At 32.5% G+C, this 26,575-nt stretch carries 33 protein-coding genes and 1 other annotated feature; all 33 genes read right to left on the reverse strand.

The window, feature by feature from the left end:
- Positions 1–18 precede the first annotated feature (18 nt).
- Positions 19–768, reverse strand: a complete 750-nt coding sequence (gene map, locus HH195_RS09645; protein ID WP_195926302.1) for a type I methionyl aminopeptidase — start codon at positions 766–768, stop codon at positions 19–21.
- A 12-nt stretch (positions 769–780) separates the two neighbouring features.
- Positions 781–1,422: an adenylate kinase gene (locus HH195_RS09650; protein ID WP_055259965.1), complete on the reverse strand. Its 642-nt coding sequence runs from the start codon at positions 1,420–1,422 to the stop codon at positions 781–783.
- A 27-nt stretch (positions 1,423–1,449) separates the two neighbouring features.
- Positions 1,450–2,724 carry a preprotein translocase subunit SecY gene (gene secY / locus HH195_RS09655; protein WP_196370966.1) on the reverse strand — a complete coding sequence of 425 codons (1,275 nt, stop codon included), beginning with the start codon at positions 2,722–2,724 and terminating at the stop codon, positions 1,450–1,452.
- A 2-nt stretch (positions 2,725–2,726) separates the two neighbouring features.
- The gene (gene rplO / locus HH195_RS09660) at positions 2,727–3,167 is read right to left on the reverse strand and encodes a 50S ribosomal protein L15 (protein ID WP_055260073.1); all 441 of its coding nucleotides are present in this window, start codon (positions 3,165–3,167) and stop codon (positions 2,727–2,729) included.
- A gap of 18 nt (positions 3,168–3,185) precedes the next feature.
- Positions 3,186–3,359: a 50S ribosomal protein L30 gene (gene rpmD, locus HH195_RS09665; RefSeq protein WP_195926303.1), complete on the reverse strand. Its 174-nt coding sequence runs from the start codon at positions 3,357–3,359 to the stop codon at positions 3,186–3,188.
- A gap of 13 nt (positions 3,360–3,372) precedes the next feature.
- Positions 3,373–3,870, reverse strand: a complete 498-nt coding sequence (rpsE, locus tag HH195_RS09670) for a 30S ribosomal protein S5 (protein WP_055259959.1) — start codon at positions 3,868–3,870, stop codon at positions 3,373–3,375.
- Between the two features lie 19 nt (positions 3,871–3,889).
- The gene (gene rplR / locus HH195_RS09675) at positions 3,890–4,246 is read right to left on the reverse strand and encodes a 50S ribosomal protein L18 (protein WP_055259957.1); all 357 of its coding nucleotides are present in this window, start codon (positions 4,244–4,246) and stop codon (positions 3,890–3,892) included.
- A gap of 19 nt (positions 4,247–4,265) precedes the next feature.
- Positions 4,266–4,808, reverse strand: coding sequence for a 50S ribosomal protein L6 (gene rplF / locus HH195_RS09680; RefSeq protein WP_196370967.1), 543 nt, complete (start codon positions 4,806–4,808; stop codon positions 4,266–4,268).
- Positions 4,809–4,899: 91 nt separating this feature from the next.
- The gene (gene rpsH, locus HH195_RS09685) at positions 4,900–5,298 is read right to left on the reverse strand and encodes a 30S ribosomal protein S8 (RefSeq protein ID WP_055259953.1); all 399 of its coding nucleotides are present in this window, start codon (positions 5,296–5,298) and stop codon (positions 4,900–4,902) included.
- A gap of 31 nt (positions 5,299–5,329) precedes the next feature.
- On the reverse strand, positions 5,330–5,515 hold the full coding sequence (locus HH195_RS09690) for a type Z 30S ribosomal protein S14 (protein WP_055259951.1): 186 nt from the start codon (positions 5,513–5,515) through the stop codon (positions 5,330–5,332).
- 15 nt (positions 5,516–5,530) lie between these two features.
- Positions 5,531–6,073, reverse strand: coding sequence for a 50S ribosomal protein L5 (gene rplE / locus HH195_RS09695; RefSeq protein ID WP_055259949.1), 543 nt, complete (start codon positions 6,071–6,073; stop codon positions 5,531–5,533).
- Between the two features lie 22 nt (positions 6,074–6,095).
- Entirely contained in the window at positions 6,096–6,410 is a 315-nt protein-coding gene (gene rplX / locus HH195_RS09700; RefSeq protein ID WP_055259947.1) for a 50S ribosomal protein L24, read from the reverse strand.
- 26 nt (positions 6,411–6,436) lie between these two features.
- Positions 6,437–6,805, reverse strand: coding sequence for a 50S ribosomal protein L14 (gene rplN, locus HH195_RS09705; RefSeq protein WP_196370968.1), 369 nt, complete (start codon positions 6,803–6,805; stop codon positions 6,437–6,439).
- 30 nt (positions 6,806–6,835) lie between these two features.
- The gene (gene rpsQ, locus HH195_RS09710; RefSeq protein WP_082412354.1) at positions 6,836–7,093 is read right to left on the reverse strand and encodes a 30S ribosomal protein S17; all 258 of its coding nucleotides are present in this window, start codon (positions 7,091–7,093) and stop codon (positions 6,836–6,838) included.
- 21 nt (positions 7,094–7,114) lie between these two features.
- Positions 7,115–7,324, reverse strand: a complete 210-nt coding sequence (gene rpmC, locus HH195_RS09715; RefSeq protein ID WP_055259943.1) for a 50S ribosomal protein L29 — start codon at positions 7,322–7,324, stop codon at positions 7,115–7,117.
- Positions 7,324–7,758: a 50S ribosomal protein L16 gene (gene rplP, locus HH195_RS09720; RefSeq protein WP_055259941.1), complete on the reverse strand. Its 435-nt coding sequence runs from the start codon at positions 7,756–7,758 to the stop codon at positions 7,324–7,326. The genes rpmC and rplP overlap by 1 nt, the downstream gene beginning before the upstream one ends.
- A gap of 30 nt (positions 7,759–7,788) precedes the next feature.
- On the reverse strand, positions 7,789–8,454 hold the full coding sequence (rpsC, locus tag HH195_RS09725; protein WP_055259939.1) for a 30S ribosomal protein S3: 666 nt from the start codon (positions 8,452–8,454) through the stop codon (positions 7,789–7,791).
- Positions 8,455–8,475: 21 nt separating this feature from the next.
- Entirely contained in the window at positions 8,476–8,811 is a 336-nt protein-coding gene (gene rplV / locus HH195_RS09730; RefSeq protein ID WP_055259937.1) for a 50S ribosomal protein L22, read from the reverse strand.
- A 24-nt stretch (positions 8,812–8,835) separates the two neighbouring features.
- Positions 8,836–9,117: a 30S ribosomal protein S19 gene (gene rpsS / locus HH195_RS09735; protein WP_055259935.1), complete on the reverse strand. Its 282-nt coding sequence runs from the start codon at positions 9,115–9,117 to the stop codon at positions 8,836–8,838.
- A gap of 73 nt (positions 9,118–9,190) precedes the next feature.
- Positions 9,191–10,024, reverse strand: a complete 834-nt coding sequence (gene rplB / locus HH195_RS09740) for a 50S ribosomal protein L2 (protein WP_055259933.1) — start codon at positions 10,022–10,024, stop codon at positions 9,191–9,193.
- 56 nt (positions 10,025–10,080) lie between these two features.
- Complete coding sequence (rplW, locus tag HH195_RS09745) at positions 10,081–10,374, reverse strand: 50S ribosomal protein L23 (RefSeq protein ID WP_196370969.1); 294 nt, start codon at positions 10,372–10,374, stop codon at positions 10,081–10,083.
- On the reverse strand, positions 10,374–10,994 hold the full coding sequence (gene rplD / locus HH195_RS09750; RefSeq protein ID WP_055259929.1) for a 50S ribosomal protein L4: 621 nt from the start codon (positions 10,992–10,994) through the stop codon (positions 10,374–10,376). The genes rplW and rplD overlap by 1 nt, the downstream gene beginning before the upstream one ends.
- Positions 10,995–11,018: 24 nt before the next feature.
- Complete coding sequence (gene rplC, locus HH195_RS09755; RefSeq protein ID WP_055259927.1) at positions 11,019–11,648, reverse strand: 50S ribosomal protein L3; 630 nt, start codon at positions 11,646–11,648, stop codon at positions 11,019–11,021.
- A 75-nt stretch (positions 11,649–11,723) separates the two neighbouring features.
- Positions 11,724–12,032 (reverse strand): 30S ribosomal protein S10, encoded by a 309-nt coding sequence (rpsJ, locus tag HH195_RS09760; protein WP_055259925.1) that lies wholly within the window; start codon positions 12,030–12,032, stop codon positions 11,724–11,726.
- A gap of 397 nt (positions 12,033–12,429) precedes the next feature.
- A complete protein-coding gene (gene tuf / locus HH195_RS09765) occupies positions 12,430–13,623 on the reverse strand; it encodes an elongation factor Tu (protein ID WP_058991536.1) in 1,194 nt (397 codons plus the stop codon).
- A gap of 55 nt (positions 13,624–13,678) precedes the next feature.
- The gene (gene fusA, locus HH195_RS09770; protein ID WP_196370970.1) at positions 13,679–15,745 is read right to left on the reverse strand and encodes an elongation factor G; all 2,067 of its coding nucleotides are present in this window, start codon (positions 15,743–15,745) and stop codon (positions 13,679–13,681) included.
- Between the two features lie 83 nt (positions 15,746–15,828).
- The gene (gene rpsG, locus HH195_RS09775; protein WP_055260259.1) at positions 15,829–16,299 is read right to left on the reverse strand and encodes a 30S ribosomal protein S7; all 471 of its coding nucleotides are present in this window, start codon (positions 16,297–16,299) and stop codon (positions 15,829–15,831) included.
- A 152-nt stretch (positions 16,300–16,451) separates the two neighbouring features.
- On the reverse strand, positions 16,452–16,829 hold the full coding sequence (gene rpsL, locus HH195_RS09780; protein ID WP_055260258.1) for a 30S ribosomal protein S12: 378 nt from the start codon (positions 16,827–16,829) through the stop codon (positions 16,452–16,454).
- 236 nt (positions 16,830–17,065) lie between these two features.
- The gene (gene rpoC, locus HH195_RS09785) at positions 17,066–20,608 is read right to left on the reverse strand and encodes a DNA-directed RNA polymerase subunit beta' (RefSeq protein ID WP_055260257.1); all 3,543 of its coding nucleotides are present in this window, start codon (positions 20,606–20,608) and stop codon (positions 17,066–17,068) included.
- Positions 20,609–20,688: 80 nt separating this feature from the next.
- Positions 20,689–24,390 carry a DNA-directed RNA polymerase subunit beta gene (gene rpoB, locus HH195_RS09790; protein ID WP_055260256.1) on the reverse strand — a complete coding sequence of 1,234 codons (3,702 nt, stop codon included), beginning with the start codon at positions 24,388–24,390 and terminating at the stop codon, positions 20,689–20,691.
- A 305-nt stretch (positions 24,391–24,695) separates the two neighbouring features.
- Positions 24,696–25,061 carry a 50S ribosomal protein L7/L12 gene (gene rplL / locus HH195_RS09795; RefSeq protein WP_055260255.1) on the reverse strand — a complete coding sequence of 122 codons (366 nt, stop codon included), beginning with the start codon at positions 25,059–25,061 and terminating at the stop codon, positions 24,696–24,698.
- Positions 25,062–25,111: 50 nt separating this feature from the next.
- Positions 25,112–25,615 carry a 50S ribosomal protein L10 gene (gene rplJ / locus HH195_RS09800; RefSeq protein ID WP_055260254.1) on the reverse strand — a complete coding sequence of 168 codons (504 nt, stop codon included), beginning with the start codon at positions 25,613–25,615 and terminating at the stop codon, positions 25,112–25,114.
- Between the two features lie 31 nt (positions 25,616–25,646).
- Positions 25,647–25,771, reverse strand: a sequence feature (ribosomal protein L10 leader region).
- 56 nt (positions 25,772–25,827) lie between these two features.
- Entirely contained in the window at positions 25,828–26,517 is a 690-nt protein-coding gene (gene rplA / locus HH195_RS09805) for a 50S ribosomal protein L1 (RefSeq protein WP_055260253.1), read from the reverse strand.
- Positions 26,518–26,575: the final 58 nt, after the last annotated feature.

A 26,575-nucleotide genomic window follows, 5' to 3' on the forward strand; every position in this document is an offset into this window, starting at 1 on the left:
TAAGCAACACACATTAATTTACTTAACAAGTGTTAATATTTCAGGACCATTAGGTAAAATTGCAACTGTATTTTCATAATGCGCTGAAAACTTTCCATCTTGAGTTACTACTGTCCATCCATCTTCTAATGTATTTACATGATAACTTCCAATGTTAACCATAGGTTCTATGGCTAAAACCATTCCTGAAACAAGTTTTGGACCTCTACCTGATCTACCGAAATTAGGTACCTCTGGATCTTCATGAACTTTTTTTCCTATGCCGTGTCCAACATAGTCTCTAACCACTGAAAATCCATTATCCTCTACAAATCTTTGTATTTCGCAAGAAATATCTGTTAATCTATTTCCCACATAAGCTTTTTCAATACCTTTAAAGAAACTTTCTTTAGTAACACTTATAAGTTTTTTAGCTTCTTCAGATATCTCTCCTACCGCAAAAGTTCTAGCAGCATCTCCATGAAATCCGTTAATAAAAGCTCCACAGTCAACTGAAACTATATCGCCTTCTTTTAACTTTCTTTTTCCTGGAAAACCATGAACCACTTGCTCATTCACAGATATACATAGTGAAGAAGGAAATCCATATAGTCCTTTAAAAGACGGCATAGCTCCATGCTTAGTTATAAATTCTTCAGCTATTCTATCTAATTCTCCAGTAGTAATACCTGGCTTCACTTTGCCCTCTAACAAATTTAAAGTTTCTCCAACAATTCTGCCGGCTTTCCTCATTAGGTCGATTTCTAAATCATTTTTTATTATTATCATTATTATCGCTCCCTAATCCAATATCTTACAGATATCTTCAAAAACTTCATTTATTGCTTTTGTTCCATCCACTACTGAAAGTTTATTTTTAGCTTTATAAAAATCAATCAATGGTTGAGTTTGTTTTTGATATACATCTAATCTCTCTTGTACTGTTTCTACAGTATCATCTTTTCTTTGTATAACTTCTGATCCACAAACACTGCATTTTCCATCTTTTGTTGGCGGATTGAACTTCACATGATAACTAGCTCCACATGAAGGACAAACTCTTCTTCCAGTCATTCTTTCAAGAATAAAATCAGTTGGCACCTCTATTAAAAGAGATGTACTTAAACTTTCTCCTCTTGAACATAAAAATTCATCTAATGCTTCCGCTTGATGAACTGTTCTAGGAAAACCATCTAGTAGATACCCATTTTTACAATCATCTTGTTTAAGTCTATCCTTAACCATATTGATAGTAACTTCATCTGGAACTAATTGACCATTATCCATATATCTTTTAGCTTCTACTCCAAGAGGAGTATTTTCTGAAATATTTTTTCTAAATATATCACCTGTTGATATATGAAGAATAGAGTATCTATTACTGATTGATTTTGCCTGTGTCCCTTTACCTGCTCCCGGAGGACCTAATAAAACTATTTTCACGGGCAATCATCTCCAAATTCATTTTATTTAATTCAAGAATCCTTGATAATGTTTCATGGTTAATTGAGTACTTAATTGTCTCATAATTTCTAATGAAACTGATACTAAAATTAATACTGATGTTCCACCAAATTGGACATCTTGAAAACTAGTATAGTTTGCAACTAATACAGGGGCTATTGCTATTATAGCCGCAAATATTCCTCCTATTAAAGCAACCTTATTTAACACTTTTTCTAAATAAATCTCTGTTGGTTTACCAGGTCTTACTCCTGGAATAAATCCTGATGACTTGTGCATATTTTCAGCCATTTCATCCGGTTTAAAAGTTATTTGCGTATAGAACCAAGTAAAGAATATAGTTAAAATGCAATACAATACTATATACATCCATGTTCCCGAATTAAATGGACTATATGAAGATCCTGTTATCCACTGAGCCCACGAAGCATTTGGGAAAAAGTTTGCTACAGTCATTGGAAAACTCATAACTGACATAGCAAATATTATTGCTATAACCGCTGTTCCTATTATACTTAAAGGAATATGTGACTGACCTCTAGCCATTCTACTTCCTACTGCCTTGTTTGAATATTGTACTTGTATTCTTCTTTCTGCTAGATATAAGTAAATTACTCCCGCTAATAAAGCAATTGCAGCTCCAACAAATAAAATCACTTCAACAATATTTATTTTACCTGCTATTAATAGAGAATATATTTGATATCCTGTCATTGGTAATGCTGATATTATATTAGCATATATTATTATTGATGTTCCATTACCAACACCTTTTACTGTTATTTGATCTCCTAACCAAATAAGAAAAGTTGATCCAACCACTAAGCTTAATACTATTAAAAATATATCAATAGGAGAATTGTATTTTAAAGCACCATATTTTGCTATTACAATGTAACTTCCATAAGCCATTATTATAGAAATACCTATAGCTGCATATCTCGTTATCTTTTGTATTTTTTTTCTACCATCGTCTCCCTCTTTAGACAATTGTTCTAATTTAGGAATAGCAATTTGTAATAATTGCATGATTATAGTAGCATTAATATACGGAGTTACGGATAATGCAAATAAACTAAATCTACTAAAAGAGCCTCCAGAAATTAAATCATAAAAACTAATCAAGCCTCCAGATTGAGTAAGATTTTTTAATGCTCCTGTATCAATCCCAGGAACAGGAATATAACTTCCCATCCTGAAAATTGCTACAAGAAATATTGTCCATAATATTTTTTTCCTCAAATCTGGAACCTTCCAGGCATTGTGTAGGGTTGATAGCATGATTAATTCACCTCAACTTTTCCTCCAGCCGCAACTATTTTTTCAGCTGCTTGTTTTGAGAATTTACAACCTTTAAGAGTAATACTTTTTTCTAAAGTACCATTTCCTAATATTTTGATTCCGTCCATTACTTTACTTACTACTCTTCTTTCAAGTAATAATTCTGGAGTAACTTCTGTTCCATTTTCAAATACATTTAATCTATCAACATTAATAGAAACTATTTCTTTAGCAAATATATTTGTAAAACCTCTTTTTGGAAGTCTTCTGTATAAAGGCATTTGACCGCCTTCAAATCCAGGTCTTACTCCACCACCTGATCTAGCTTTTTGACCTTTTTCACCTTTACCAGCATTTCTTCCTAAACCTGAACCAGTACCTCTACCAATTCTTTTAGGAGCTTTTTTACTACCAGCAGCAGGCTTTAATTCATGAAGTTTCATAGTCATCTACACCTCCTCTTATACTTCTTCAATTTTTAATAGGTAGTTAATTTTATTTAACATACCATTTATTTGAGGAGTTACCTCATGCTCTACTGTTTTACCAATTTTTTTTAGTCCTAGGGCATGCGCAGTAGCGATATGGTCTTTTTTTCTACCTATTAAGCTTTTTACTAATGTAACTTTTACCATGACGCCATCCCTCCTAACCTAATATCTCTTCAACAGATTTTCCTCTTAATTTAGCTATATCTTCAGCTGTTCTTAAGCTAGCTAATCCATTGATTGTTGCTTTAACCATGTTTCTTGGATTGTTAGATCCTAAAGACTTAGCTCTAACATCTTTTAAGCCTGATAATTCAAGAACTGATCTTGCTGGACCTCCAGCAATAACTCCAGTACCTTCTGATGCTGGCATTATTAAAACTTTACCAGTTCCGAATTTACCATATATTTCGTGTGGAACTGTAGTTCCAACCATAGCAACAGATACTAAGTTTTTCTTAGCATCTTCTATTCCTTTTCTTATTGCTTCAGGGATTTCAATTGACTTACCAGTACCAACACCGATATGTCCGTTTTCATCTCCAACAACTACAAGTGCGCTGAATCTGAAATTTCTACCACCCTTAACAACCTTAGTAACTCTATTTATATGAACAACCTTTTCTTTAAGGTCTAGTGTACTAGGATCGATTCTCATGTATTTTCCTCCTTCTAGATTAGAATTTCAAGCCTGCTTCTCTTGCTCCATCAGCTAAAGCTTGAATTCTTCCATGATATACGTATCCGCCTCTATCGAATACAACTTCAGTGATTCCTTTTTCTATAGCTCTTTTAGCAACAAGTTCTCCCACTAATTTAGCAGCTTCTTTATTGCTTCCTTTTTCTATAGTTTTATCTAAACTTGAAGCGGCTACTACAGTAACAGCATTAACATCATCTATTATTTGAGCATAAATATTTTTTTCACTTCTATACACTGAAAGTCTTGGTCTTTCTGTAGTTCCAAACACTTTTTTACGAACTCTTAAATGACGCTTTTCTCTTGATGCTTTTCTATCTGCTTTCTTAAACATAAAGGTTCACTCCTTTCTATTATTTCTTACCAGTCTTACCTTCTTTTCTTCTGATTACTTCATCAGAATACTTAATTCCTTTGCCCTTATATGGCTCTGGTTTTCTCCATGATCTTATATCTGCAGCAACAGCTCCAACTTTTTCTTTATCTATACCTTGAACTATAACCTTAGTAGTTCCATCTAATTTGAACTCTATTCCATCTACTGCTTCTATTTCTACTGGATGTGAATATCCTAAGTTCATTACAAGTTTCTTTCCTTGTAATTGTGCTCTATATCCAACACCTATTAATTCTAAAGTTTTACTAAAACCTTGGTTAACTCCAATAATCATATTATTGATTAAAGCTCTAGTTAAACCATGAAGTGCTCTATTTTGTTTAGCATCATTTGGTCTTGTAACAACTACTTGAGCATCTTCAACAGCTATTGTAATGTCTTTGTGCATAGCTTTTACTAACTCACCTTTTGGGCCTTTCACTGTAACAACATTCTCTGGTGTTACAGCAACAGTTACTCCAGAAGGGATAGCTATAGGTAATTTACCTACTCTTGACATAATTGCACCTCCTGTTAATTTGGATCCATCTAATATGTTTTTTTATGTTTTAATTTTTTCTCAATCTAAATATAAAATTATATTCTTTATATTACCAAACGTAGCAGATAACTTCTCCACCTAATCCTGCTTTTCTAGCTTCTCTGTCTACTAATATTCCTTTTGAAGTTGATATTAATGCAACTCCTAATCCATTTAATACTTTAGGAACTTCATCCTTTTTACAATAAACTCTTAATCCTGGTTTAGATATTCTCTTTAATCCAGTAATAACTCTTTCTTTATTTGATCCATATTTTAAAGATAATCTTAACATAGGAACAACACCATCATTGTATTCCTCTATTTCTTTAAGATAACCTTCTTGTAATAATATGTTTGTTATAGCCTTCTTAACTGTTGAAGAAGGTACTTCTACTACTTCATGTCTTACTGCATTCGCATTTCTAATACGAGTTAGTAAGTCTGCAATAGGATCTGTCATAACCATTATTTTGTGCCTCCTTTCACTATACTAGTAATTACCAACTTGCCTTTTTGCATCCTGGAATTTCACCTTTGTAAGCTAATTCTCTAAAGCATATACGACAAATTCCAAATTTCTTTAATACAGAATGTGGTCTTCCACATAATCTACATCTAGTATAAGCTCTTGTTTGATATTTAGGTTCTTTTTTCCATTTTTCGATCATTGCTTTACGAGCCATAGTATCCCCTCCTTATTATTGAGCGAATGGCATACCAAGGAATCTTAATAATTCTCTTGCTTCTTCGTCAGTATTAGCTGTTGTAACGAAGATTATATCCATACCTCTAACTTTATCTATTTTATCATATTCAATTTCTGGGAATATTAATTGTTCTTTAACTCCTAGAGAATAATTTCCTCTACCATCAAAAGCTTTGCTTGATACTCCTCTAAAATCTCTAACTCTTGGAAGAGCTATAGACATTAATTTGTCAGCAAATTCATACATATTTGCTTTTCTCAATGTAACCTTACATCCTAGAGCCATATTCTCTCTAATTTTAAAGTTAGCAACTGATTTTTTTGCTCTTGTTAATATAGGTTTTTGTCCCGCTATTAATTGTAAATCATTAACAGCTGATTCTAAAACTTTAGGATTATCCTTAGCTTCACCTACACCCATGTTTATAACTATTTTCTCAAGTTTTGGAACTTGCATTATATTTTTGTATCCGAACTTTTCCATCATAGCTGGAACTACTTCTTTTTCATATCTTTCTTGTAGTCTTGTTAACATGTAAAGTACCTCCTTTCAAATTTTAGAATGTTTCTCCACACTTCTTACATACTCTTACTTTAGAACCATCTTCCATTATTTTATTGCTTATTCTTGTAGCTTTTTTACATTTTTCACAATATAACATAACTTTAGAGCTGTTTATAGCTGCTTCCATTTCAACTATACCGCCTTGCATGTTTTGTTTATTTGGTTTTTGATGTTTCTTAACTATGTTAACACCTTTAACGATAACTCTACCTGTTTTTGGAATAACTTTTAAAACTTCACCAGTTTTACCTTTGTCTTTTCCTGATATAACTATTACCGTATCATTCTTTCTAACATGTACCTTCATCTTAGCCACCTCCTAATCTTTTATAATTATAGAACTTCTGGTGCTAATGATAATATTTTGTTAAATTCCTTATCTCTTAGCTCTCTAGCAACCGGTCCAAAAATACGAGTTCCTCTTGGTTGCTTATCATCTTTAATAATTACAGCAGCGTTTTCGTCAAATTTTATATAAGAACCATCTGCTCTTCTTAATCCTCTAACTGATCTTACTACTACTGCTTTTACAACGTCACCTTTTTTAACAACTCCGCCTGGTGTTGCACTTTTAACGCTAGCGACTATTATATCTCCAATATTTCCATACTTTCTTTTAGATCCGCCTAAAACTCTGATACACATAATTTCCTTTGCACCAGAATTATCTGCAACCTTTAATAAGGTTTGTTGTTGTATCATGAAATTAACCTCCTTTCAGACTCTGAAATACTATTTAGCTTTTTCTACTATTTCAACTAGTCTCCATCTTTTATCCTTAGATAATGGTCTAGTCTCCATTATAGAAACTCTATCTCCAATTTTAGCTTCGTTATTTTCATCATGAACTTTAAACTTAGTAGTTCTATTAACTGTTTTTCCGTATAATGGATGTCTTACCTTTGTTTCTATTGCAACTACGATAGTTTTTTCCATTTTATCTGAAACAACTTTACCTATTCTGTTCTTTCTTAAACCTCTATTTTCCACAGATTTAACCTCCTTTCAGGATTACAGCTCAACTCTTAACTCTTCTTCTCTTATAATAGTTTTTATTTGAGCTATTGATTTCTTTACTTCTCTTATTCTCATTGGGTTTTCTAATTGACCTGTAGCTAATTGGAATCTTAAATTGAATAATTCAGCTTTTAATTCATCTAATTTAGCTTTTAAATCTTGAGGAGCACTTGTTCTTAGTTCTTTTATCTCTCTAGCTTTCATTACTCTTCACCACCCATTTCCTCAAAATCTCTTCTTGTAACAAACTTAGTCTTTACAGGAAGTTTGTGTGAAGCAAGTCTCATAGCTTCTCTAGCTTTTTCTTCATCTACTCCTGATAACTCAAATAAAACTCTACCTGGTTTTACTACTGCTACCCAATACTCTACTGAACCTTTACCTGAACCCATTCTTGTTTCAGCTGGTTTTTCAGTTACTGGTTTATCTGGGAATATTTTTATCCAAAGCTTACCGCCTCTTCTTATATATCTATTAATAGCTATTCTGGCAGACTCTATTTGGTTGCTTGTTATCCAACCACAAGTTGTAGCTTGAATACCAAAGTCTCCATATGCAAGGAAATTTCCTCTAGTAGCTTTACCTTTCATTCTACCACGTTGAACCTTACGATGTTTTACTCTTTTAGGCATTAACATGATTAAATTCCTCCTTTCTTATATTACATCCTATTCACTAACTTCTTCTTTTTCAACTTTTTTTGTTGGAAGAACTTCTCCATTATAAACCCAAACTTTAACTCCTATTTTTCCATAAGTTGTATCAGCTTCTGCAAATCCATAATCTATGTCCGCTCTTAAAGTTTGTAGTGGAATAGTTCCTTCATGATATTGTTCTGTTCTTGCTATTTCTGCACCACCTAATCTACCTGAACAAGCTATTTTAACTCCTTTAGCTCCAGATTTCATAGATCTTTGTATTGTTTGCTTCATAGCTCTTCTAAATGATATTCTCTTTTCTAATTGAGCTGCTATGTTCTCAGCCATTAATTGAGAATCAACTTCTACATTTTTAACTTCTACAATATTTATTAAAATATTCTTTTCAGCTATTATAGTAGATAATTGTTTCTTTAATTTTTCTATTCCAGAACCACCTTTTCCTATAATAACTCCTGGTTTAGCTGTATATATGTTTAATTTAACTCTTTTTGCAGCTCTTTCTATTTCAACTTTAGATATTCCTGCGTTAAAAAGTTCTTTTTTAACAAATTCTCTAATCTTGTGATCTTCAACTAAGTTATCAGCGAAATTTTTCTTATCTGCATACCATTTTGCATTCCAATCTTTAATAACGCCAACTCTTAGTCCATGAGGATTTACTTTTTGACCCACTCTGTTTCCCTCCTTACTTAATTAAGCTCTCTCTTTAACTATTACAGTTATGTGACTTGTTCTTTTATTTATTCTGAATGCTTTACCGTGATCCATAGGTCTGAATCTCTTTAATGTTGGTCCTTGACCTACAAATGCTTCACTAACATATAATCTGTTTATATCTAAATCATTATTATTTTCAGCATTAGCAACTGCTGATTTTAAAACTTTATATATTACCTCTGCAGCATCTCTTGGAGTGTATTTTAAAATTGCGAAAGCTTCATTAACATCTTTTCCTCTTATTAAATTAAGAACAACTCCTACTTTAGTTGGAGACATTCTAACATATTTAGCTATAGCTCTAGCTTCCATTTAAAGCCCTCCTTTCTGGGATTATTATTTTCTTTTTGATGTTTTTTCGTTGTAATCATGTCCTTTGTAAGTTCTTGTTAATACAAACTCACCTAATTTATGACCTACCATATCTTCTGATATATATACAGGAACATGTTTTCTTCCATCATGAACAGCTATTGTATGGCCAATCATTTGTGGAAATATAGTTGAACTTCTTGACCAAGTTTTAATAACCTTCTTATCACCACTTTGGTTCATTGCTTCTATCTTATTTAAAAGACCAACATGTACGAAAGGTCCTTTTTTAATTGATCTACTCACTATAATTGCCTCCCTTCATAAATCTACTAATTATGCGATCAAGCTATGAAGAGAAATATATATTCTCTCCAAATTACTTGTCGTTTCTTCTCTTAATGATAAATCTATCTGAATATTTTTTATTTTTTCTAGTTTTATATCCAAGTGCTGGTTTACCCCATGGAGTAACTGGACTTGGTCTACCTATAGGAGATCTACCTTCACCACCACCATGTGGATGATCACAAGGGTTCATTACAGATCCTCTAACAGTAGGTCTGAATCCCATATGTCTCTTTCTTCCTGCTTTACCTATATTAACTATATCATGTGTAGTATTAGATAAAGTTCCAATAGTAGCTCTGCATTCTATTCTAACATATCTCATTTCACCTGATGGTAATCTTAATGTAGCATAATTTCCTTCTTTAGCCATTAATTGAGCTGAAGTACCTGCTGCTCTTACCATTTGACCACCTTTTCCAGCTTGTAATTCTATGTTGTGAACAACAGTACCAACTGGCATATTTTTTAGTGGAAGTGCATTACCTGGTTTTATATCAGCTTCTGGACCAGATACTATCTTATCTCCAACATTTAATCCGACTGGAGCAAGTATATATCTTTTATCTCCATCAGCATATACAACTAATGCGATATATGCAGATCTATTTGGATCATATTCTATAGAAGCAACTTTAGCAACTATACCATCCTTATTTCTTTTGAAATCTATAATTCTATATTTTCTTTTAGCTCCACCACCACGGTGTCTAACAGTTATTTTACCTTGACCATTTCTACCACCTGTTTTATTTAAAGAAACTAAAAGTGACTTTTCAGGAACATTTGTAGTTATTTCTTCAAATGTTGGCATAGTCATTTGTCTTCTAGATGGAGTGGTTGGTTTAAACTTTTTAACTGCCATTTTATTCCCTCCTCTTTTTCGCTTATCTGGTTATATAACCAATAAATGCTTTAATATTATTGCATTCCTTCGAAGAATTCTATTGAACTTCCTTCAGCTAATTTAACTATAGCCTTTTTATAGTCAGCTCTTTTTCCGATATGAACGCCAACTCTTTTAGTTTTTCCTTCAACTCTCATAGTTTTTACATCTTCAACTTTTACATTGAATATTTCTTCTATAGCTCTTTTTACTTGAACTTTGTTAGCTGATTGATGAACTATGAAGGTGTATTTATTTTCTGCCATAGCAGCCATAGTTTTTTCAGTTATCATTGGCCTTCTAATTATATCATGGCTTGTTAATCTCATTATGCGTACACCTCCTCAATTTTGTTTACAGCTTCTTTAGTTATTATTAACTTTTCAAATTTTAATAAATCATAAACATTTATATTGTTAACTGGTAAAACAGCAACTCCTTGAATATTTCTTGCTGATTTATATACATTTTCATTTGATTCAGCTGTTACAATTAAAGTCTTTTTAGCTTCAAACGCATTTAAAACATTAACCATTTCTTTAGTTTTTGGAGCAGCTAATTCTAAGCTTTCCAAAACTATCATATTGTTATCTAAAACTTTGCTTGTTAATGCAGAAGTTATAGCAACTCTTCTCATAGTTTTAGGTATAGACATTCTATAATCTCTTGGTTTTGGTGCGAATACAACTCCACCTTTTATCCATTGAGGTGCTCTTATAGAACCTTGTCTTGCTCTACCTGTTCCTTTTTGTCTCCAAGGCTTAATTCCGCCTCCTCTAACTTCAGCTCTAGTTTTAGCTGATTGAGTTCCTTGTCTTTTATTAGCTAATTGAGCTACAACTACTTGATGTATTGCATCAGTATTCACCTCAACTGCAAAAATTTGATCGTTTAATTGAATTTCTCCAACTTTATTTGCTTCCTTATTAAATAATCCTATTGTAGGCATTAGGGTTCCTCCTTTCTATAAAAATTAAGCTCTAGCGCTATTTTTTATAACTACTGTTCCTTTATTTGGTCCTGGTATTCCACCTTTTATTAGAATAACATTTTTTTCAGGCATTACTCTAACAACTTGTAAATTTAATACAGTAGTATTTACAGCACCCATGTGTCCTGGCATTTTTTTATTTTTGAAAGTTCTTGATGGATCTGATGAAGCTCCCATAGAACCAACAGCTCTTTTAAATTTAGAACCATGAGACATAGGTCCTCTGTTGAAGTTCCATCTTTTTATAACTCCGGCAAATCCTTTACCTTTAGATATACCTGACACATCAACTTTATCTCCAGCTTCAAATATGTCAACTTTTATTTCATCTCCAACATTATAAGTTGATATATCTTCTAATCTGAATTCTTTTAACTTTCTTTTAACTGATACTCCAGCTTTAGCAAAATGTCCTTTTTTAGGCTTATTTACTAACTTTTCTCTTATTTCTCCAAATCCAACTTGTATTGCATCATATCCATCTGATTCTACTGTCTTCTTTTGAACAACAACACATGGACCTGCTTCTACAACTGTTACTGGAACAACTTTCCCATTTTCATCAAATATTTGAGTCATTCCTATCTTTTTTCCTATTATAGCTTTTTGCATTTAGCTACACCTCCTAAACTTATTAGCGGATTGTTATACAATCATAACAGTTCATTTTTGCAATCTTATAAATCATTATAATTTTATTTCAATATCTACACCTGCAGGCAAGTTTAATCTCATTAATGCATCAACAGTTTTAGGTGATGGATTAACTATATCGATTAATCTCTTATGAGTTCTGATTTCAAACTGTTCTCTAGAATCTTTGTACTTATGTACAGCTCTTAAGATAGTTATAACATCTTTCTCAGTTGGTAGTGGAACTGGTCCAGCAACCCTAGCACCTGTAGATTTAGCAGTCTCAACTATTTTTTCAGCTGATTGATCTAATATTGTATGATCAAATGCTTTTAATCTTATTCTTATTTTTTGTTTTGACATTTAATTTCCCTCCTTTTCATGTACGCTTTACTTCTAACGCACAACAGCGCTTGTTCTATAAACTTATCCTGGTGTTTCATAACTAAGATAATACTAGAACCCCTGTCGTCGGATTCTAGATCCTGACATACTCATCAAGAATTCCCCGGAAGTTCGGCAACCTCTTGATTCATCACTGTTCGCTTTACAACTTCTTCATTATACTATGCATATTACTTTATTTCAAGTATTTTTTCAAAATTAATATTTACTCATTATAAATTTATTAAACTAATATTTATCATCTTCTACATATTTTTTTATTATACTACTTTTTTTTAAAATTTCAATAAATTTTTTATATAAATAAAAGAAGTAGATAAATTTACCTACTTCTTTTATTTATATAAAAATCAAATTATTCTATTATTTTAGTAACAACACCAGAACCTACAGTTCTTCCACCTTCTCTAATAGCAAATCTTAATCCTTCATCCATTGCTACTTGAGTGATTAACTCAACGTTCATATCTATGTGGTCTCCAGGCATTACCATTTCCATTCCTTCTGGTAATTTAATTGTTCCTGTAACGTCTGTTGTTCTGAAATAGAATTGTGGTCTATATCCATCAAAGAATGGAGTATGTCTTCCACCTTCTTCTTTCTTTAATACGTAAACTTGACCTACAAATTTCTTGTGTGGGTTTACTGATCCAACTTTTGCAAGTACTTGACCTCTTTCGATTTCTGATCTTTGGATACCTCTTAATAATGCTCCAATGTTATCCCCAGCTTGCGCTTCGTCTAGTAACTTTCTGAACATTTCTATTCCTGTTACTACTACTTTTCTCTTTTCTTCCATTAATCCTACGATTTCTACTTCGTCTGATACATGAAGAACTCCTCTTTCAACTCTTCCTGTTGCAACTGTTCCTCTACCAGTGATTGTGAATACATCTTCTACTGGCATTAAGAATGGTTTGTCTGTTGCTCTTTCTGGTGTTGGAATATAGCTATCTACTGCTTCCATTAATTCTAAAATTGGAGCTATTGCAGCTTCATCTGTTGGATTTTCTAATGCTTTTAATGCTGATCCTTTTATTACTGGAATGTCATCTCCTGGGAAGTTGTATTCATTTAATAATTCTCTAACTTCCATTTCAACTAATTCTAATAATTCTTCGTCATCTACCATATCTGCTTTATTTAAAAATACTACGATATAGTCAACTCCAACTCTTGATGCTAATAGTATATGTTCTCTTGTTTGTGGCATTGGACCATCTGCTGCTGAACATACTAATATAGCTCCATCCATTTGTGCTGCTCCTGTTATCATATTCTTAACATAGTCAGCATGCCCTGGACAGTCAACGTGAGCATAGTGTCTATTTTCTGTTTCATACTCAACGTGTGCTGTGTTAATTGTGATTCCTCTTTCTTTTTCTTCTGGTGCTTTATCTATATCAGCGTAGTTGAATGCTTCTGCATATCCTCTGTTTGCTAATACTGTTGTTATCGCTGCTGTTAATGTTGTTTTACCGTGGTCTACGTGTCCTATTGTTCCAATGTTTACGTGTGGCTTATTTCTTTCGAATTTTGCTTTTGACATTGTTTTTTCCTCCTTAAAATAAAAATTTAATTTATATAAAGTAAATATTTAAAATTTATTTACTTCTTTCACCTGCAACTTTTTCTTGAATGCTCTTAGGAACTTCTTCATAATGATCAAATACCATTGAATAATTACCTCTACCTTGAGTTCTTGATCTTAAAGTAGTAGCATATCCAAACATTTCTGATAATGGTACAAAAGCTCTTATAACTTGTGCTCCATTTACAGCTTCCATTCCTTCAATTCTACCTCTTCTTGAATTAATGTCTCCCATTACATCTCCCATATATTCTTCTGGAATTGTAACTTCAACTTTCATCATTGGTTCAAGTAATACTGGTTTTGCTTTTTGCATAGCATTTTTAAATGCCATAGAACCAGCTATTTTAAATGCCATTTCTGATGAGTCAACTTCATGATATGATCCATGAACTAATCTTACTTTGAAGTTTATAACTGGATATCCAGCTATTATACCATTTTTAGATGCCTCTTGAATTCCATTATCTATTGCAGGAATATATTCTTTTGGAATAGCTCCTCCAACAATTTTATTTTCAAATTCATATTCACCTTCAGTTGGTTCCATTTCAATAACACAGTGACCGTATTGTCCTTTACCACCTGACTGTTTAGCATATTTAGCCTCAGCTTTAACAGCTTCTTTAATTGTTTCTTTATAAGCAACTTGAGGAGCACCTACATTACATTCAACTTTAAATTCTCTTGTCAATCTATCAACGATGATTTCTAAGTGAAGTTCACCCATACCTGCTATAATTGTTTGACCGGTTTCTTGATCAGTATAAGTCTTAAAAGTTGGATCTTCTTCAGCAAGTTTTGCTAAAGCTAAGCCCATTTTTTCTTGACCAGCTTTTGTTTTTGGTTCTATAGCAACAGATATAACTGGTTCTGGGAATTCCATTGACTCAAGAATTATTGGCTTATCTTCAGAACATAAAGTATCACCAGTAGTAGTATTCTTTAATCCAATTATTGCTCCTAATTCTCCAGCTTCTAATTCTTCAACTTCTTCTCTAGTATTAGAGTGCATTTTAACTAGTCTACCAATTCTTTCTTTCTTACCTTTTGTTGAATTTAAAACGTATGATCCACTTTTTAGTACACCAGAATAGATTCTTGTAAATGCTAATTTACCAACAAATGGGTCAGTAGCTATTTTAAATGCTAATGCTGACATTGGAGCTTCATCTGAAGCTTCTCTTGAATCTTCATTACCATCTAAATCTGTTCCTTTAACAGCTGGAATATCTAAAGGTGATGGTAAATAAGCAACAACCCCATTTATCATTTCTTGAACACCTTTATTTTTATATGAAGATCCACATATACATGGAACTATTTCATTAGCTATTGTAGCTTTTCTTAAAGCTGCATGTAATTCATCTTCAGTTAATTCTTCACCTTCAAGGTATTTTTCCATTAAAGCTTCATCTGTTTCAGCTATTGATTCTATCATAGCTGCTCTATATTCTTCTGCTTGATCAACTAATTCTACAGGAATTTCTTCAATTCTTACATCTTTTCCTAAATCATCATAAGTTAAGATAGCCTTATTTGTAATTAAGTCAACCATTCCTCTGAATTGATCTTCTGATCCTATTGGAATTTGTATTGGAACTGCATTAGCTTTTAATCTATCTCTTACAGTTTGTATACATCTGAAGAAATCAGCTCCTGTAGCATCCATCTTATTTACATAGATCATTCTAGGAACTCCATATTTATCTGCCTGTCTCCATACTGTTTCAGTTTGTGGTTCAACTCCACTCTTTGCATCAAGAACTGTTACAGCACCATCTAATACTCTTAATGATCTTTCAACTTCAACTGTGAAATCTACGTGACCTGGAGTATCGATTATATTTAATTCATGTTCTTTCCAGAAACAAGTTGTTGCAGCAGAAGTAATAGTTATACCTCTTTCTTGTTCTTGAACCATCCAGTCCATTTGTGACTCACCTTCGTGTGTTTCACCAATTTTGTGAGTTTTTCCTGTGTAGAATAATATACGCTCAGTAGTAGTAGTTTTACCTGCATCTATATGAGCCATTATTCCGAAATTACGAAATTTATCTAACGGATATTTTCTAGCCATCTTGATTTCCCCTTTCAATTTAATCGTTTTTTTAAATTAGACAAAACTGTTTTGGCTTACACCAAAACAGTTTTGTTATTTTATTAATATCTGTAATGAGCAAATGCTTTATTAGCTTCAGCCATTTTATGAGTATCTTCTCTCTTCTTAACTGCCGCTCCAGTATTGTTAGCTGCATCCATTAATTCTCCAGCTACTCTCTCTCTAGCATATTTTTCGCCTCTTTTGTCAGCTGCTGCAAGAATCCATCTTATTCCTAAAGTCTGTCTTCTCTCAGGTCTAACTTCAATAGGTACTTGATAGTTAGCTCCACCTATTCTTCTAGCTTTTACTTCTAATAAAGGCATTACATTATTCATTGCTTCTTCAAAAACTTCAACAGGCTCTTTTCCTGTTTTTTCTTGAATTATTTCAAATGCATCGTAGCATATTTTTTGCGCTACTCCTTTTTTACCATCTTCCATTATATTGTTTATAAATTTAGTAACAACTTTTGAACCATATACTGGATCTGGTAACACATCTCTTTTTGCTATATGTCCTTTTCTTGGCACTTTTCTTCCCTCCTTAACAATTTTAATTTAAGTTCATCGGTACTCGACATAACTTAATATTTGCCGTAAAGTGCATGCTTCATCTATATATAAACTATTAATTAATCTATTTAATAATTGAAGTCAAGCACTTCAACTAAGTTTAAACAACACTATTTTTGTTTTGGTTTCTTAGCACCGTACTTTGATCTTCCTTGCATTCTGTTAGCTACTCCAGCAGAGTCTAAAGCTCCTCTTACTATATGGTATCTAACACCAGGAAGGTCTTTAACTCTTCCACCTCTTATAAGAACAACGCTATGCTCTTGTAAGTTGTGACCAACACCAGGAATATAAGCTGTAACTTCGTATCCATTTGTTAATCTTACTCTGGCAATCTTTCTTAACGCTGAGTTAGGTTTCTTTGGAGTTGTTGTTTTAACAACTGTACAAACTCCTCTTTTTTGTGGACACTCTTTAAGTGCTGGTGCAGTTGATTTTGATGCTACTGTCTTTCTGCCTTTTCTTACTAATTGGCTTATAGTTGGCATATTTTCACCTCCTGATTAAATTTTTTTAACTATCTATAATTAATTGTTAGATGTTAACTAATGTTCCCAGAATAATGTTGTAAACAGATAAATATCTTCTTACACATTCTTCTAGCCCTAACTATAATGTAGGCTATTTTTTAATAGTATTTGAATTTTAAAACACTTATTACTAAGTATTTTTACAAATCACACAAACTGTATTTTATCATTTAAGCATAATGCTGTCAACATAATTAATTTGATTCTTCTAAATCCATAGCTGTTTCTTTTTCACAAACATTATTTTCAGTATTAAGCTTAACATTTCTATATCTTATCATTCCAGTTCCTGCTGGTATTAATTTACCTATTAACACATTTTCTTTCAACCCAACAAGTGGATCTATTTTACCTTTTATAGCTGCATCTGTTAATACTCTTGTTGTTTCTTGGAATGATGCTGCTGATAAGAAACTTTCTGTTGCTAAAGCAGCTTTAGTTATACCAAGTAAAACTTCTTCTCCAGTAGCTTTTTCACCACCTAAAGCTTCTATTCTAGCATTTTCTTCCCTAAAGTTAAACATATCTATCATCACACCTGGTAAAAGATCAGTATCACCAGATTCTAAAACCTTAATTTTTCTAGTCATTTGTCTTACAACAACTTCTAAATGTTTATCATTTATATCAACACCTTGAAGTCTGTAAACTTTTTGAACTTCTGAAAGAAGATATTCTCTAGCCCCATGAACACCTTTGATATTCATTATATCATGAGGATTTACAGAACCTTCTGTTATCTCATCCCCTGCTTCTATAATATCACCATCATGTACCTTAAGTCTTGAACCAAATGGTATATCATAAGTGTGCTCTTCTCCTGAATCTGTAAGCACAAATACGGTTCTCTTCTTTTTAGTTTCCTCTATTCTAACAGAACCTGCTACCTCACTTACTATAGCTAACCCTTTTGGTTTTCTAGCTTCAAAAAGCTCTTCAACTCTTGGAAGACCTTGAGTTATATCGGCTCCAGCAACTCCACCAGTATGGAATGTTCTCATTGTAAGCTGAGTTCCTGGTTCTCCTATTGATTGTGCTGCAACTATTCCTACTGCTTCTCCAATGTTTATTTTTTGAGCTGTAGCCATATTCATTCCGTAGCATTTAGCACATACACCTATCTTTGAATTACATGTAAATACTGATCTAATTTTAACTTTCTTTATACCAGTACTAGCTATCTTTTCAGCTAAATTAGCATCCATATATCCATTTTTAGCGACTAAAAGTTCTTTACCTTCTGAATCATATATATCCTCTGCAGCATATCTACCTGTTAGCCTTTCAGCTAAACTTTCTATAACTTCTAATCCTTCTCTGATTTCTTCTACATATAATCCTTCATCTGTACCACAATCTTCTTCCCTAACTATAACATCTTGACTTACGTCTACTAATCTTCTAGTTAAGTAACCTGAATCGGCAGTTTTTAAAGCTGTATCGGCATTTCCTTTTCTAGCACCATGTGTAGAAATAAAGTATTCTAATACATCAAGACCTTCTCTAAATGAAGCTCTGATTGGAAGTTCGATAATTTTACCTGATGGACTTGCCATAAGTCCTCTCATACCTGCTAACTGTTTAATCTGAGATTTAGAACCTCTGGCTCCTGAATCTGCCATCATAAATATTGGATTAAATTTATCCAAACTATTCATAAGAGTATTAGCAACCTCTTCTGTTGTATCAGTCCATTTTTCAATTACTCTTTCATATCTCTCATCTTCAGATATAAGACCTCTTCTATACATCTTTTCAATTTTATCAACAGTTGCATCTGCTTCTGCTAATAATTCATATTTTTTCTTAGGAACTATCATATCTGATGCTGCAACTGTTACTGCACCAATTGATGAATAATGATATCCTGTAGCTTTTATATTATCTAGCATAATTGATGTTTTAGTTGGTCCGTGTTTTAAATAACATTTATCTATAATTTTACCTAAAGATTTTTTAGTTATTAAAAAGTTAATTTCTAAGTCAAACATTTCTGATTTATTTTCTCTATTAACAAAACCTAAATCTTGAGGAATTGATTCATTGAAAATAATAAATCCAGGAGTTGTCTTTATTATTCCTGATTTTATTTCTCCATTAATTTCCTTAAACACTTTGACATTTATTTTAGCATGTATATCTATGTCTTTTACTTGGTAAGCCATTATAGCTTCCTCTACTGATGAAAAATATCTTCCTTCACCTTTTGCACCATCTTTATCCATTGTTAAATAATAAGATCCAAGTACCATATCTTGTGTAGGTACACAAACTGGTTTTCCATCAGATGGTTTCATTATATTTCCTGCAGCAAGCATTAAAAATCTAGCTTCAGCTTGAGCTTCAACTGATAACGGAACGTGAACAGCCATTTGGTCTCCATCAAAGTCAGCATTGTAAGCAGTACAAACAAGCGGATGAAGTTTGATAGCTCTACCTTCAACTAAAACAGGTTGGAATGCTTGAATTCCTAATCTGTGTAAAGTAGGTGCTCTATTTAATAATACTGGATGATCTGCAATAACTTCTTCTAAAACATCCCAAACCTGTGGCATTACTCTTTCTACCATTCTTTTTGCACTTTTTATGTTATGAGCTATTCCACCTTCAACTAACTTCTTCATTACAAATGGTTTAAATAACTCTAATGCCATTTCCTTTGGAAGACCACATTGATACATTTTCAATTCTGGACCAACAACTATAACAGATCTACCAGAATAATCAACTCTTTTTCCTAAAAGATTTTGTCTAAATCTTCCTTGTTTTCCTTTTAACATATCAGATAAAGATTTAAGAGGTCTATTTCCTGGACCAGTTACCGGTCTTCCTCTTCTACCATTATCAATTAAAGCATCCACTGCTTCTTGAAGCATTCTTTTTTCATTTCTTACTATTATATCAGGAGCTCCTAAATCTAATAACTTTTTAAGTCTATTATTTCTATTTATAACTCTTCTATATAAATCATTTAAGTCAGATGTTGCAAATCTTCCTCCATCTAACTGAACCATCGGTCTTAAATCTGGTGGTATAACTGGTATAACATCAACAATCATCCACTCTGGTTTATTTCCTGATTTTCTAAATGACTCTATAACTTCAAGTCTTCTTATTATTCTAACTCTTTTTTGTCCTGAACTTTGTTTAAGTTCTTCTTTTAATTCAACTGATGATCTTTCTAAATCTATTTCAGATAATAAACATTTTATAGCTTCTGCTCCCATTCCTGCAACGAAACTATCATCACCATATTTATCACATGCTTCTCTATATTCTTTTTCATTTAAAAGTTGCTTTTTTAATAGCGAAGTTTCTTTTGGATCTATCACTATATATGAAGCGAAATATAAAACTTTTTCTAGTGCTCTTGGAGACATATCTAGAATTAATCCCATTCTTGATGGTATTCCTTTAAAATACCAAATATGTGATACTGGTGCAGCTAATTCTATATGAGCCATTCTTTCTCTTCTTACTTTAGATTTTGTTACTTCAACACCACATCTATCACAAACTACGCCTTTATATCTTACTCTCTTATATTTTCCACAATGACATTCCCAGTCCTTCATAGGTCCAAATATTCTCTCACAAAACAGACCATCTCTCTCTGGTTTTAAAGTTCTATAATTTATTGTTTCAGGCTTTTTTACTTCTCCTCTTGACCACTCTCTAATTTGAGCTGGAGATGCTAGACCTATTTGTAATGCATCAAAATTGTTTAACTCGAACAAGGGTGTGTCCTCCCTTCATAAATTTAAGTTTATTATTATAAATATTCCCCCACTATTAAAAGTGAGGGATTATTCTATTGTTAATTAAAATCATCTAACTCTAAATCACCAGTAATATCTTCTATATTAATGTTGTCGTAATCTACTACTTCTTCTAACTCATCATTACTTTCTTCAACAGTAGTTAATGATGGCTCATTTACTGGTGTTGAAACTATTCTTTCTTCAGTTCCTTCTATATTAACTTCTAATTCTTCAACATCATCTTCTACAAATTCTTTTAATTTAACTTCTTCATTATCATCATTTAGTACTTTAACATCTAAACATAATGCTTGAAGTTCTTTTATAAGAACTTTAAATGATTCTGGAATTCCTGGTTCAGGTATATTTTCTCCTTTAACTATTGATTCATAAGTTTTAACTCTACCAACAACATCATCTGATTTGACAGTAAGTATTTCTTGAAGAGTATGAGCAGCACCATATGCCTCTAATGCCCAAACCTCCATTTCTCCAAATCTTTGACCACCAAACTGTGCTTTACCTCCTAATGGTTGTTGAGTTACTAGTGAATATGGTCCTGTTGATCTTGCATGTATTTTATCGTCAACTAAATGAGCCAACTTTAAAATGTACATTATTCCAACAGTTACATCATTATCAAACTCTTCTCCAGTTCTACCATCTCTTAACGCTGTTTTTCCATTAGCGTTATATCCTGCATCTTCTAGACATTTTTCTATATCACTTTCTGTTGCTCCATCAAAAACTGGAGTAGCAATATGCCACCCTAACGCACTAGCTGCCCATCCTAAATGAACCTCTAATACCTGACCGATATTCATACGTGATGGAACACCTAGAGGATTCAAGCATATTTGAAGCGGTCTTCCATCTGGTAAAAATGGCATATCTTCTTCTGGCAACACTCTAGAGATAACCCCCTTATTACCATGACGACCAGCCATCTTATCTCCAACAGATATTTTTCTTTTTTGAGCTATATAACATCTTACAAGTTCATTAACTCCAGGTGATAAATCATCTCCGTTTTCTCTTGTAAATACTTTCACATCTACAATTATACCTGCTTCTCCATGTGGAACTCTAAGTGAAGTATCTCTAACTTCTCTAGCTTTTTCCCCAAAAATAGCTCTTAAAAGTCTTTCCTCTGCAGTAAGTTCAGTTTCTCCTTTAGGAGTAACCTTTCCAACTAGAATATCTCCTGATCTTACCTCAGCACCTATTCTAATTATTCCTCTTTCATCTATATCCTTAAGAGTATCTTCACTAACATTTGGAATATCTCTTGTTATTTCTTCTGGTCCTAATTTAGTATCCCTAGCTTCACATTCATATTCTTCTATATGGATAGATGTAAATACGTCTTCTCTTACTAATTCTTCTGAAATTAGCATAGCATCCTCGTAATTATATCCTTCCCATGTTATGAATCCCATTCTGATATTTTTACCTAATGCTATTTCACCTAAATCAGTTGATGGTCCATCTGATAAAACCTGACCCTTTTCTACATGTTCACCTTTAGAAACTATTGGTCTTTGATTTATACATGTACCTTGGTTACTCCTTTTAAATTTAAGAAGTCTATAAGTCTGAGTTGAACCATCTACATCATTTTTGACTCTTACTTCATTAGCACTTACATAAGTTACAGTTCCAGCTTCTCTAGCCTTAGGTAGAACTCCAGAATCTACAGCAGCTCTATATTCTATACCTGTTCCAACAACCGGAGCTTGTGGTTTTAATAAAGGAACCGCTTGACGTTGCATGTTAGATCCCATAAGTGCTCTAGAAGCATCATCATTTTCTAAGAAAGGAATCATTGCTGTCGCTACTGATACTAACTGTCTTGGAGATACATCTATTAAATCAACGTCTTCTCTTGGAACAACTATTGTATCACCTTTAGCTCTAACGGTTACCTTTTTATCTATAAAATGACCTTCCTCATCTAAAGGTTCTTTTGCTTGTGCTACTAAATATTGATCTTCTTCATCAGCTGTAAAATATCGTATTTCACCAGTAGCAACTCCAGCTTTTTTATCAACTATTCTATAAGGAGTTTCTATAAATCCATATTCATTAACTCTAGCATAAGTTGCTAATGAATTTATAAGTCCTATATTAGGTCCTTCTGGTGTTTCTATAGGACACATTCTACCATAATGAGAATGATGTACGTCTCTAACCTCAAACCCAGCTCTTTCTCTTGAAAGTCCTCCAGGTCCTAATGCTGATAATCTCCTTTTATGAGTTAATTCTGATAAAGGATTTGTTTGATCCATGAATTGTGATAATTGTGAGCTTCCAAAGAATTCCTTGATAGAAGCTGCAACAGGTCTTATATTGATTAATTGTTGAGGTGTAATAGTTTCTTGGTCTTGAATAGTCATTCTTTCCTTAACTACTCTTTCCATTCTTGACAAACCAATTCTAAATTGATTTTGTAAAAGTTCACCAACACTTCTTAACCTTCTATTACCCAAATGATCTATGTCATCTACATATCCAATTCCATAAACTAATCCTATTTGATAACTTATAGTTGCAAAAATATCATCTTTAATTATATGTTTTGGTATAAGTTTAGTTATATTCTTCTTAATTTCTTGTTTTATTGAATCATCATCACTACAACCATCTAATATTTCCATCAATGTAGGATAATGAACTAGCTCTTTTATATTTAAGTCAGATATATCAAAATTAACATATCTATTAATATCTACAAAATGATTTCCAATAACCTTTATTATTCTGTCTTCTACAATAACATCAACAGAATTAATACCTCTATTTTGAATCTCTTCAGCATCAGTTCTAGAAATTTTTTCACCTTTACTAACTAAAACCTCACCTGTTAATCTATCTATTATGTCTTCAGCCGCAATTTGATTTGCTATTCTTAAGTTTAAAGCAAGTTTCTTATTAAACTTATATCTTCCAACTCTTGATAAATCATATCTTTTAGCATCAAAGAATAAGGTATCTATTAAAGATATAGCACTATCTACAGTAGGTGGTTCACCAGGTCTTAATCTTTTATAGATTTCTAATAAAGCATCTTCTGTTGTTTTAGTATTATCTTTTTCTATAGTAGCTTTAAATCTTTCTTCTTCACCAAAGTACTCTAAAAGTTCTTGGTCACTTCCAAAACCTAAAGCTCTACCTAATATACTTATAGGTAATTTTCTTGTTTTATCTATTCTAACATAAATTACATCATTAGAATCAGTTTCGTACTCTAACCATGCACCTCTGTTAGGGATTACAGTTGCTGAATATAATTTTTTACCTGTTTTATCAACACTGTAATTATAATAGACACCTGGTGATCTGACTAATTGTGAAACAATAACTCTTTCAGCACCATTTATAATAAATGTACCTTGTTCTGTCATTAATGGGAAATCCCCCATAAAAACTTCTTGTTCCTTTATTTCACCAGTTTCTTTGTTTTGAAGTCGTACAGCAACTTTTAATGGTGCTGCATAAGTAGTATCTCTTTCTTTGCATTCCTCTACTGAATACTTTGTATTTCCTTTGTCTAGCTTAAATCCAATAAATTCAAGGACAAGATTCCCTGTAAAATTTGTTATAGGATTTATATCTGCAAATACTTCATCAAGACCTTCTTTTAAGAACCAATTATAAGAATCTAATTGTACCTCAATTAGATTTGGCATTTCTGCCACTTCTTTAATTTTACCAAAGCTCATTCTTGTTCTTTTTCCAACTTGGACAGGATGTACCATCAACTTTCACCCCTTGTATAAACTAAAATAACCAAAAGCATACTTTCCCTAAGGACTTATGCTTTCGGATCGCACACACATTATTTCTAATTATAACCAAAATTTATCTAGTTATACTTTTAAATTTATGATAAAAAAAGTACTATCAAAGCGTAGTACATTTAGTTATGGTATCATAGAGTTTGAATATTGTCAATATATCTGTAAATATTTTAACAAAAATATTTCAAAGTTGCAAAACTCCAATAATTTCATAAAAAAAGAGATACTTCAAAAAGTATCTCTTTTATTTTTAAAAACTTAAATTACTTAAGCTCTACTTCAGCTCCAACTTCAGCTAATTTAGCTTTCATTTCTTCAGCAGCATCTTTAGCAACGCCTTCTTTTAATGTTTTAGGAGCTCCATCAACTATTTCTTTAGCTTCTTTTAATCCTAAACCAGTTAATTCTCTAACTACTTTAATAACTTTTATTTTGCTTGATCCTGCATTAGTTAATACAACATCGAAATCAGTTTTTTCTTCTGCAGCACCAGCACCAGCAACTCCACCAGCTACAGCTACAGGAGCAGCAGCGCTAACTCCAAATTCTTCTTCACAAGCTGTTACTAATTCATTTAATTCTAAAACAGTCATACCTTTTATAGCTTCTATAATTTGTTCTTTATTCATAATAATTTACACCTCCGAATTTTTTCCAAAACTTTTTTTCATTTATTTGATTATTCAGCAGATTCTGCTTCTTTTTTATCTGATATAGCTTTAATTAAATAAGCAAAATTTGATATTGGAGCATTGAAGCTTCCTAGAAGTTTTGCAAGTAAAACTTCCTTTGATGGTATTGATGCAAGTTGTTTAACCTTATCTGAATCATAAACTTCTCCATCAACTATACCAGCTTTTAATTCTAATTTTTTGTTTTCTTTAGCAAAATCATTAAGTATTCTAGCTGGTGCAGTAGCATCTTCATAACCAAATGCTATTGAAACTGGTCCTTCTAAAAAAGGAACAACACCTTCATATCCTAATTCTTTAACTGCTAATGTAACTAAAGTATTTTTATACACTTTATATTCTACACCAGCTTCTCTTAAAGATTTTCTTAATTTAGTATCTTGTTCAACTGTTAAACCTTGATACTTAGCAAGAACAATCCCTTGAGCTTTTTCTAGTTTTTCTTTAATTTCTGCAACTTTAGCTTCTTTTAATTGTCTATTTTTGTTCACCGTGTCCACCTCCTCACAGTTTGAAACTGCTTTATATATTAAGAAAGCCTTCCCGTAGACATAGGAAGACTCATTATCTAAACTAATGATCCTCGGTAGGCTATTTTTATTTAACCCTAAGGTACCTACTGTCTACGGAAGCCTTATTTACTTTTTCCAACAGCATTCATTTTATCATTCTATTATAGTTATGTCAACTAAATTAAATAAAATTAGTCTAAAACTTTTGTTGGATTAATCTTAGCACCAGGTCCCATAGTTGAAGAAACTGATACAGATTTTATATATTGTCCTTTAGCAGCAGCTGGTTTAGCCTTAACTATTGCATCCATTAGTGTATGGAAATTTTCCATTAATTTTTCTGAACCGAAAGATGCTTTTCCTATTGGGCAATGAATTATAGCAGTTTTATCTACTCTATATTCAACTTTACCAGCTTTGATATCAGCTATAGCTTTAGCAACGTCAAATGTAACTGTTCCTGACTTTGGATTTGGCATTAATCCTTTAGGTCCTAAAACTCTACCTAATCTACCAACAACACCCATCATATCTGGAGTAGCTACTACAACATCGTAATCAAACCAGTTTTCTCCTTGAATTTTTTGAACTAATTCATCAGCTCCAACAAAATCAGCTCCAGCTGCTTCTGCTTCTTTAGCTTTCTCCCCTTTTGCAAATACTAAAACTCTAACAGTTTTACCAGTACCGTGTGGTAATACAACTGCTCCTCTAACTTGTTGATCTGCGTGTCTTGGATCTACACCAAGTCTTACATGCAATTCTACAGTTTCATCAAATTTAGCTTTTGCTGTTTTAACAGAAAGCTCTAATGCTTCTGATGGAGTATATAATGCGCTTCTATCTATTAATTTTACACTTTCAATATATTTTTTTCCCATTAATGTAATCCTCCTCCGTGGTCTTAACGGTTAATACCTCCCACCTATTTGTGAATAA

The organism is Candidatus Sarcina troglodytae (genome assembly GCF_015708635.1).
GTDB lineage: Bacteria > Bacillota > Clostridia > Clostridiales > Clostridiaceae > Sarcina > Sarcina ventriculi.

Excerpts from the sequence above, each read along its gene's own strand:
- map (WP_195926302.1), bottom strand. The coding sequence starts at position 768 with ATGATAATAATAAAAAATGATTTAGAAATCGACCTAATGAGGAAAGCC.
- secY (WP_196370966.1), bottom strand. The coding sequence starts at position 2,724 with ATGCTATCAACCCTACACAATGCCTGGAAGGTTCCAGATTTGAGGAAA.
- rplO (WP_055260073.1), bottom strand. The coding sequence starts at position 3,167 with ATGAAACTTCATGAATTAAAGCCTGCTGCTGGTAGTAAAAAAGCTCCT.
- rpmD (WP_195926303.1), bottom strand. The coding sequence starts at position 3,359 with ATGGTAAAAGTTACATTAGTAAAAAGCTTAATAGGTAGAAAAAAAGAC.
- rpsE (WP_055259959.1), bottom strand. The coding sequence starts at position 3,870 with ATGAGAATCGATCCTAGTACACTAGACCTTAAAGAAAAGGTTGTTCAT.
- rplR (WP_055259957.1), bottom strand. The coding sequence starts at position 4,246 with ATGTTTAAGAAAGCAGATAGAAAAGCATCAAGAGAAAAGCGTCATTTA.
- rplF (WP_196370967.1), bottom strand. The coding sequence starts at position 4,808 with ATGTCAAGAGTAGGTAAATTACCTATAGCTATCCCTTCTGGAGTAACT.
- rpsH (WP_055259953.1), bottom strand. The coding sequence starts at position 5,298 with ATGGTTATGACAGATCCTATTGCAGACTTACTAACTCGTATTAGAAAT.
- HH195_RS09690 (WP_055259951.1), bottom strand. The coding sequence starts at position 5,515 with ATGGCTCGTAAAGCAATGATCGAAAAATGGAAAAAAGAACCTAAATAT.
- rplE (WP_055259949.1), bottom strand. The coding sequence starts at position 6,073 with ATGTTAACAAGACTACAAGAAAGATATGAAAAAGAAGTAGTTCCAGCT.
- rplX (WP_055259947.1), bottom strand. The coding sequence starts at position 6,410 with ATGAAGGTACATGTTAGAAAGAATGATACGGTAATAGTTATATCAGGA.
- rplN (WP_196370968.1), bottom strand. The coding sequence starts at position 6,805 with ATGATACAACAACAAACCTTATTAAAGGTTGCAGATAATTCTGGTGCA.
- rpmC (WP_055259943.1), bottom strand. The coding sequence starts at position 7,324 with ATGAAAGCTAGAGAGATAAAAGAACTAAGAACAAGTGCTCCTCAAGAT.
- rplP (WP_055259941.1), bottom strand. The coding sequence starts at position 7,758 with ATGTTAATGCCTAAAAGAGTAAAACATCGTAAGGTTCAACGTGGTAGA.
- rplV (WP_055259937.1), bottom strand. The coding sequence starts at position 8,811 with ATGGAAGCTAGAGCTATAGCTAAATATGTTAGAATGTCTCCAACTAAA.
- rplB (WP_055259933.1), bottom strand. The coding sequence starts at position 10,024 with ATGGCAGTTAAAAAGTTTAAACCAACCACTCCATCTAGAAGACAAATG.
- rplW (WP_196370969.1), bottom strand. The coding sequence starts at position 10,374 with ATGAGATTAACAAGCCATGATATAATTAGAAGGCCAATGATAACTGAA.
- rplD (WP_055259929.1), bottom strand. The coding sequence starts at position 10,994 with ATGCCTACAATAGGATTATTTAATAAGGAAGCAAATAAAGTTGGAGAA.
- rplC (WP_055259927.1), bottom strand. The coding sequence starts at position 11,648 with ATGCAAAAAGCTATAATAGGAAAAAAGATAGGAATGACTCAAATATTT.
- rpsJ (WP_055259925.1), bottom strand. The coding sequence starts at position 12,032 with ATGTCAAAACAAAAAATAAGAATAAGATTAAAAGCATTTGATCATACA.
- tuf (WP_058991536.1), bottom strand. The coding sequence starts at position 13,623 with ATGTCAAAAGCAAAATTCGAAAGAAATAAGCCACACGTAAACATTGGA.
- fusA (WP_196370970.1), bottom strand. The coding sequence starts at position 15,745 with ATGGCTAGAAAATATCCGTTAGATAAATTTCGTAATTTCGGAATAATG.
- rpsL (WP_055260258.1), bottom strand. The coding sequence starts at position 16,829 with ATGCCAACTATAAGCCAATTAGTAAGAAAAGGCAGAAAGACAGTAGCA.
- rpoB (WP_055260256.1), bottom strand. The coding sequence starts at position 24,390 with ATGGTACATCCTGTCCAAGTTGGAAAAAGAACAAGAATGAGCTTTGGT.
- rplL (WP_055260255.1), bottom strand. The coding sequence starts at position 25,061 with ATGAATAAAGAACAAATTATAGAAGCTATAAAAGGTATGACTGTTTTA.
- rplA (WP_055260253.1), bottom strand. The coding sequence starts at position 26,517 with ATGGGAAAAAAATATATTGAAAGTGTAAAATTAATAGATAGAAGCGCA.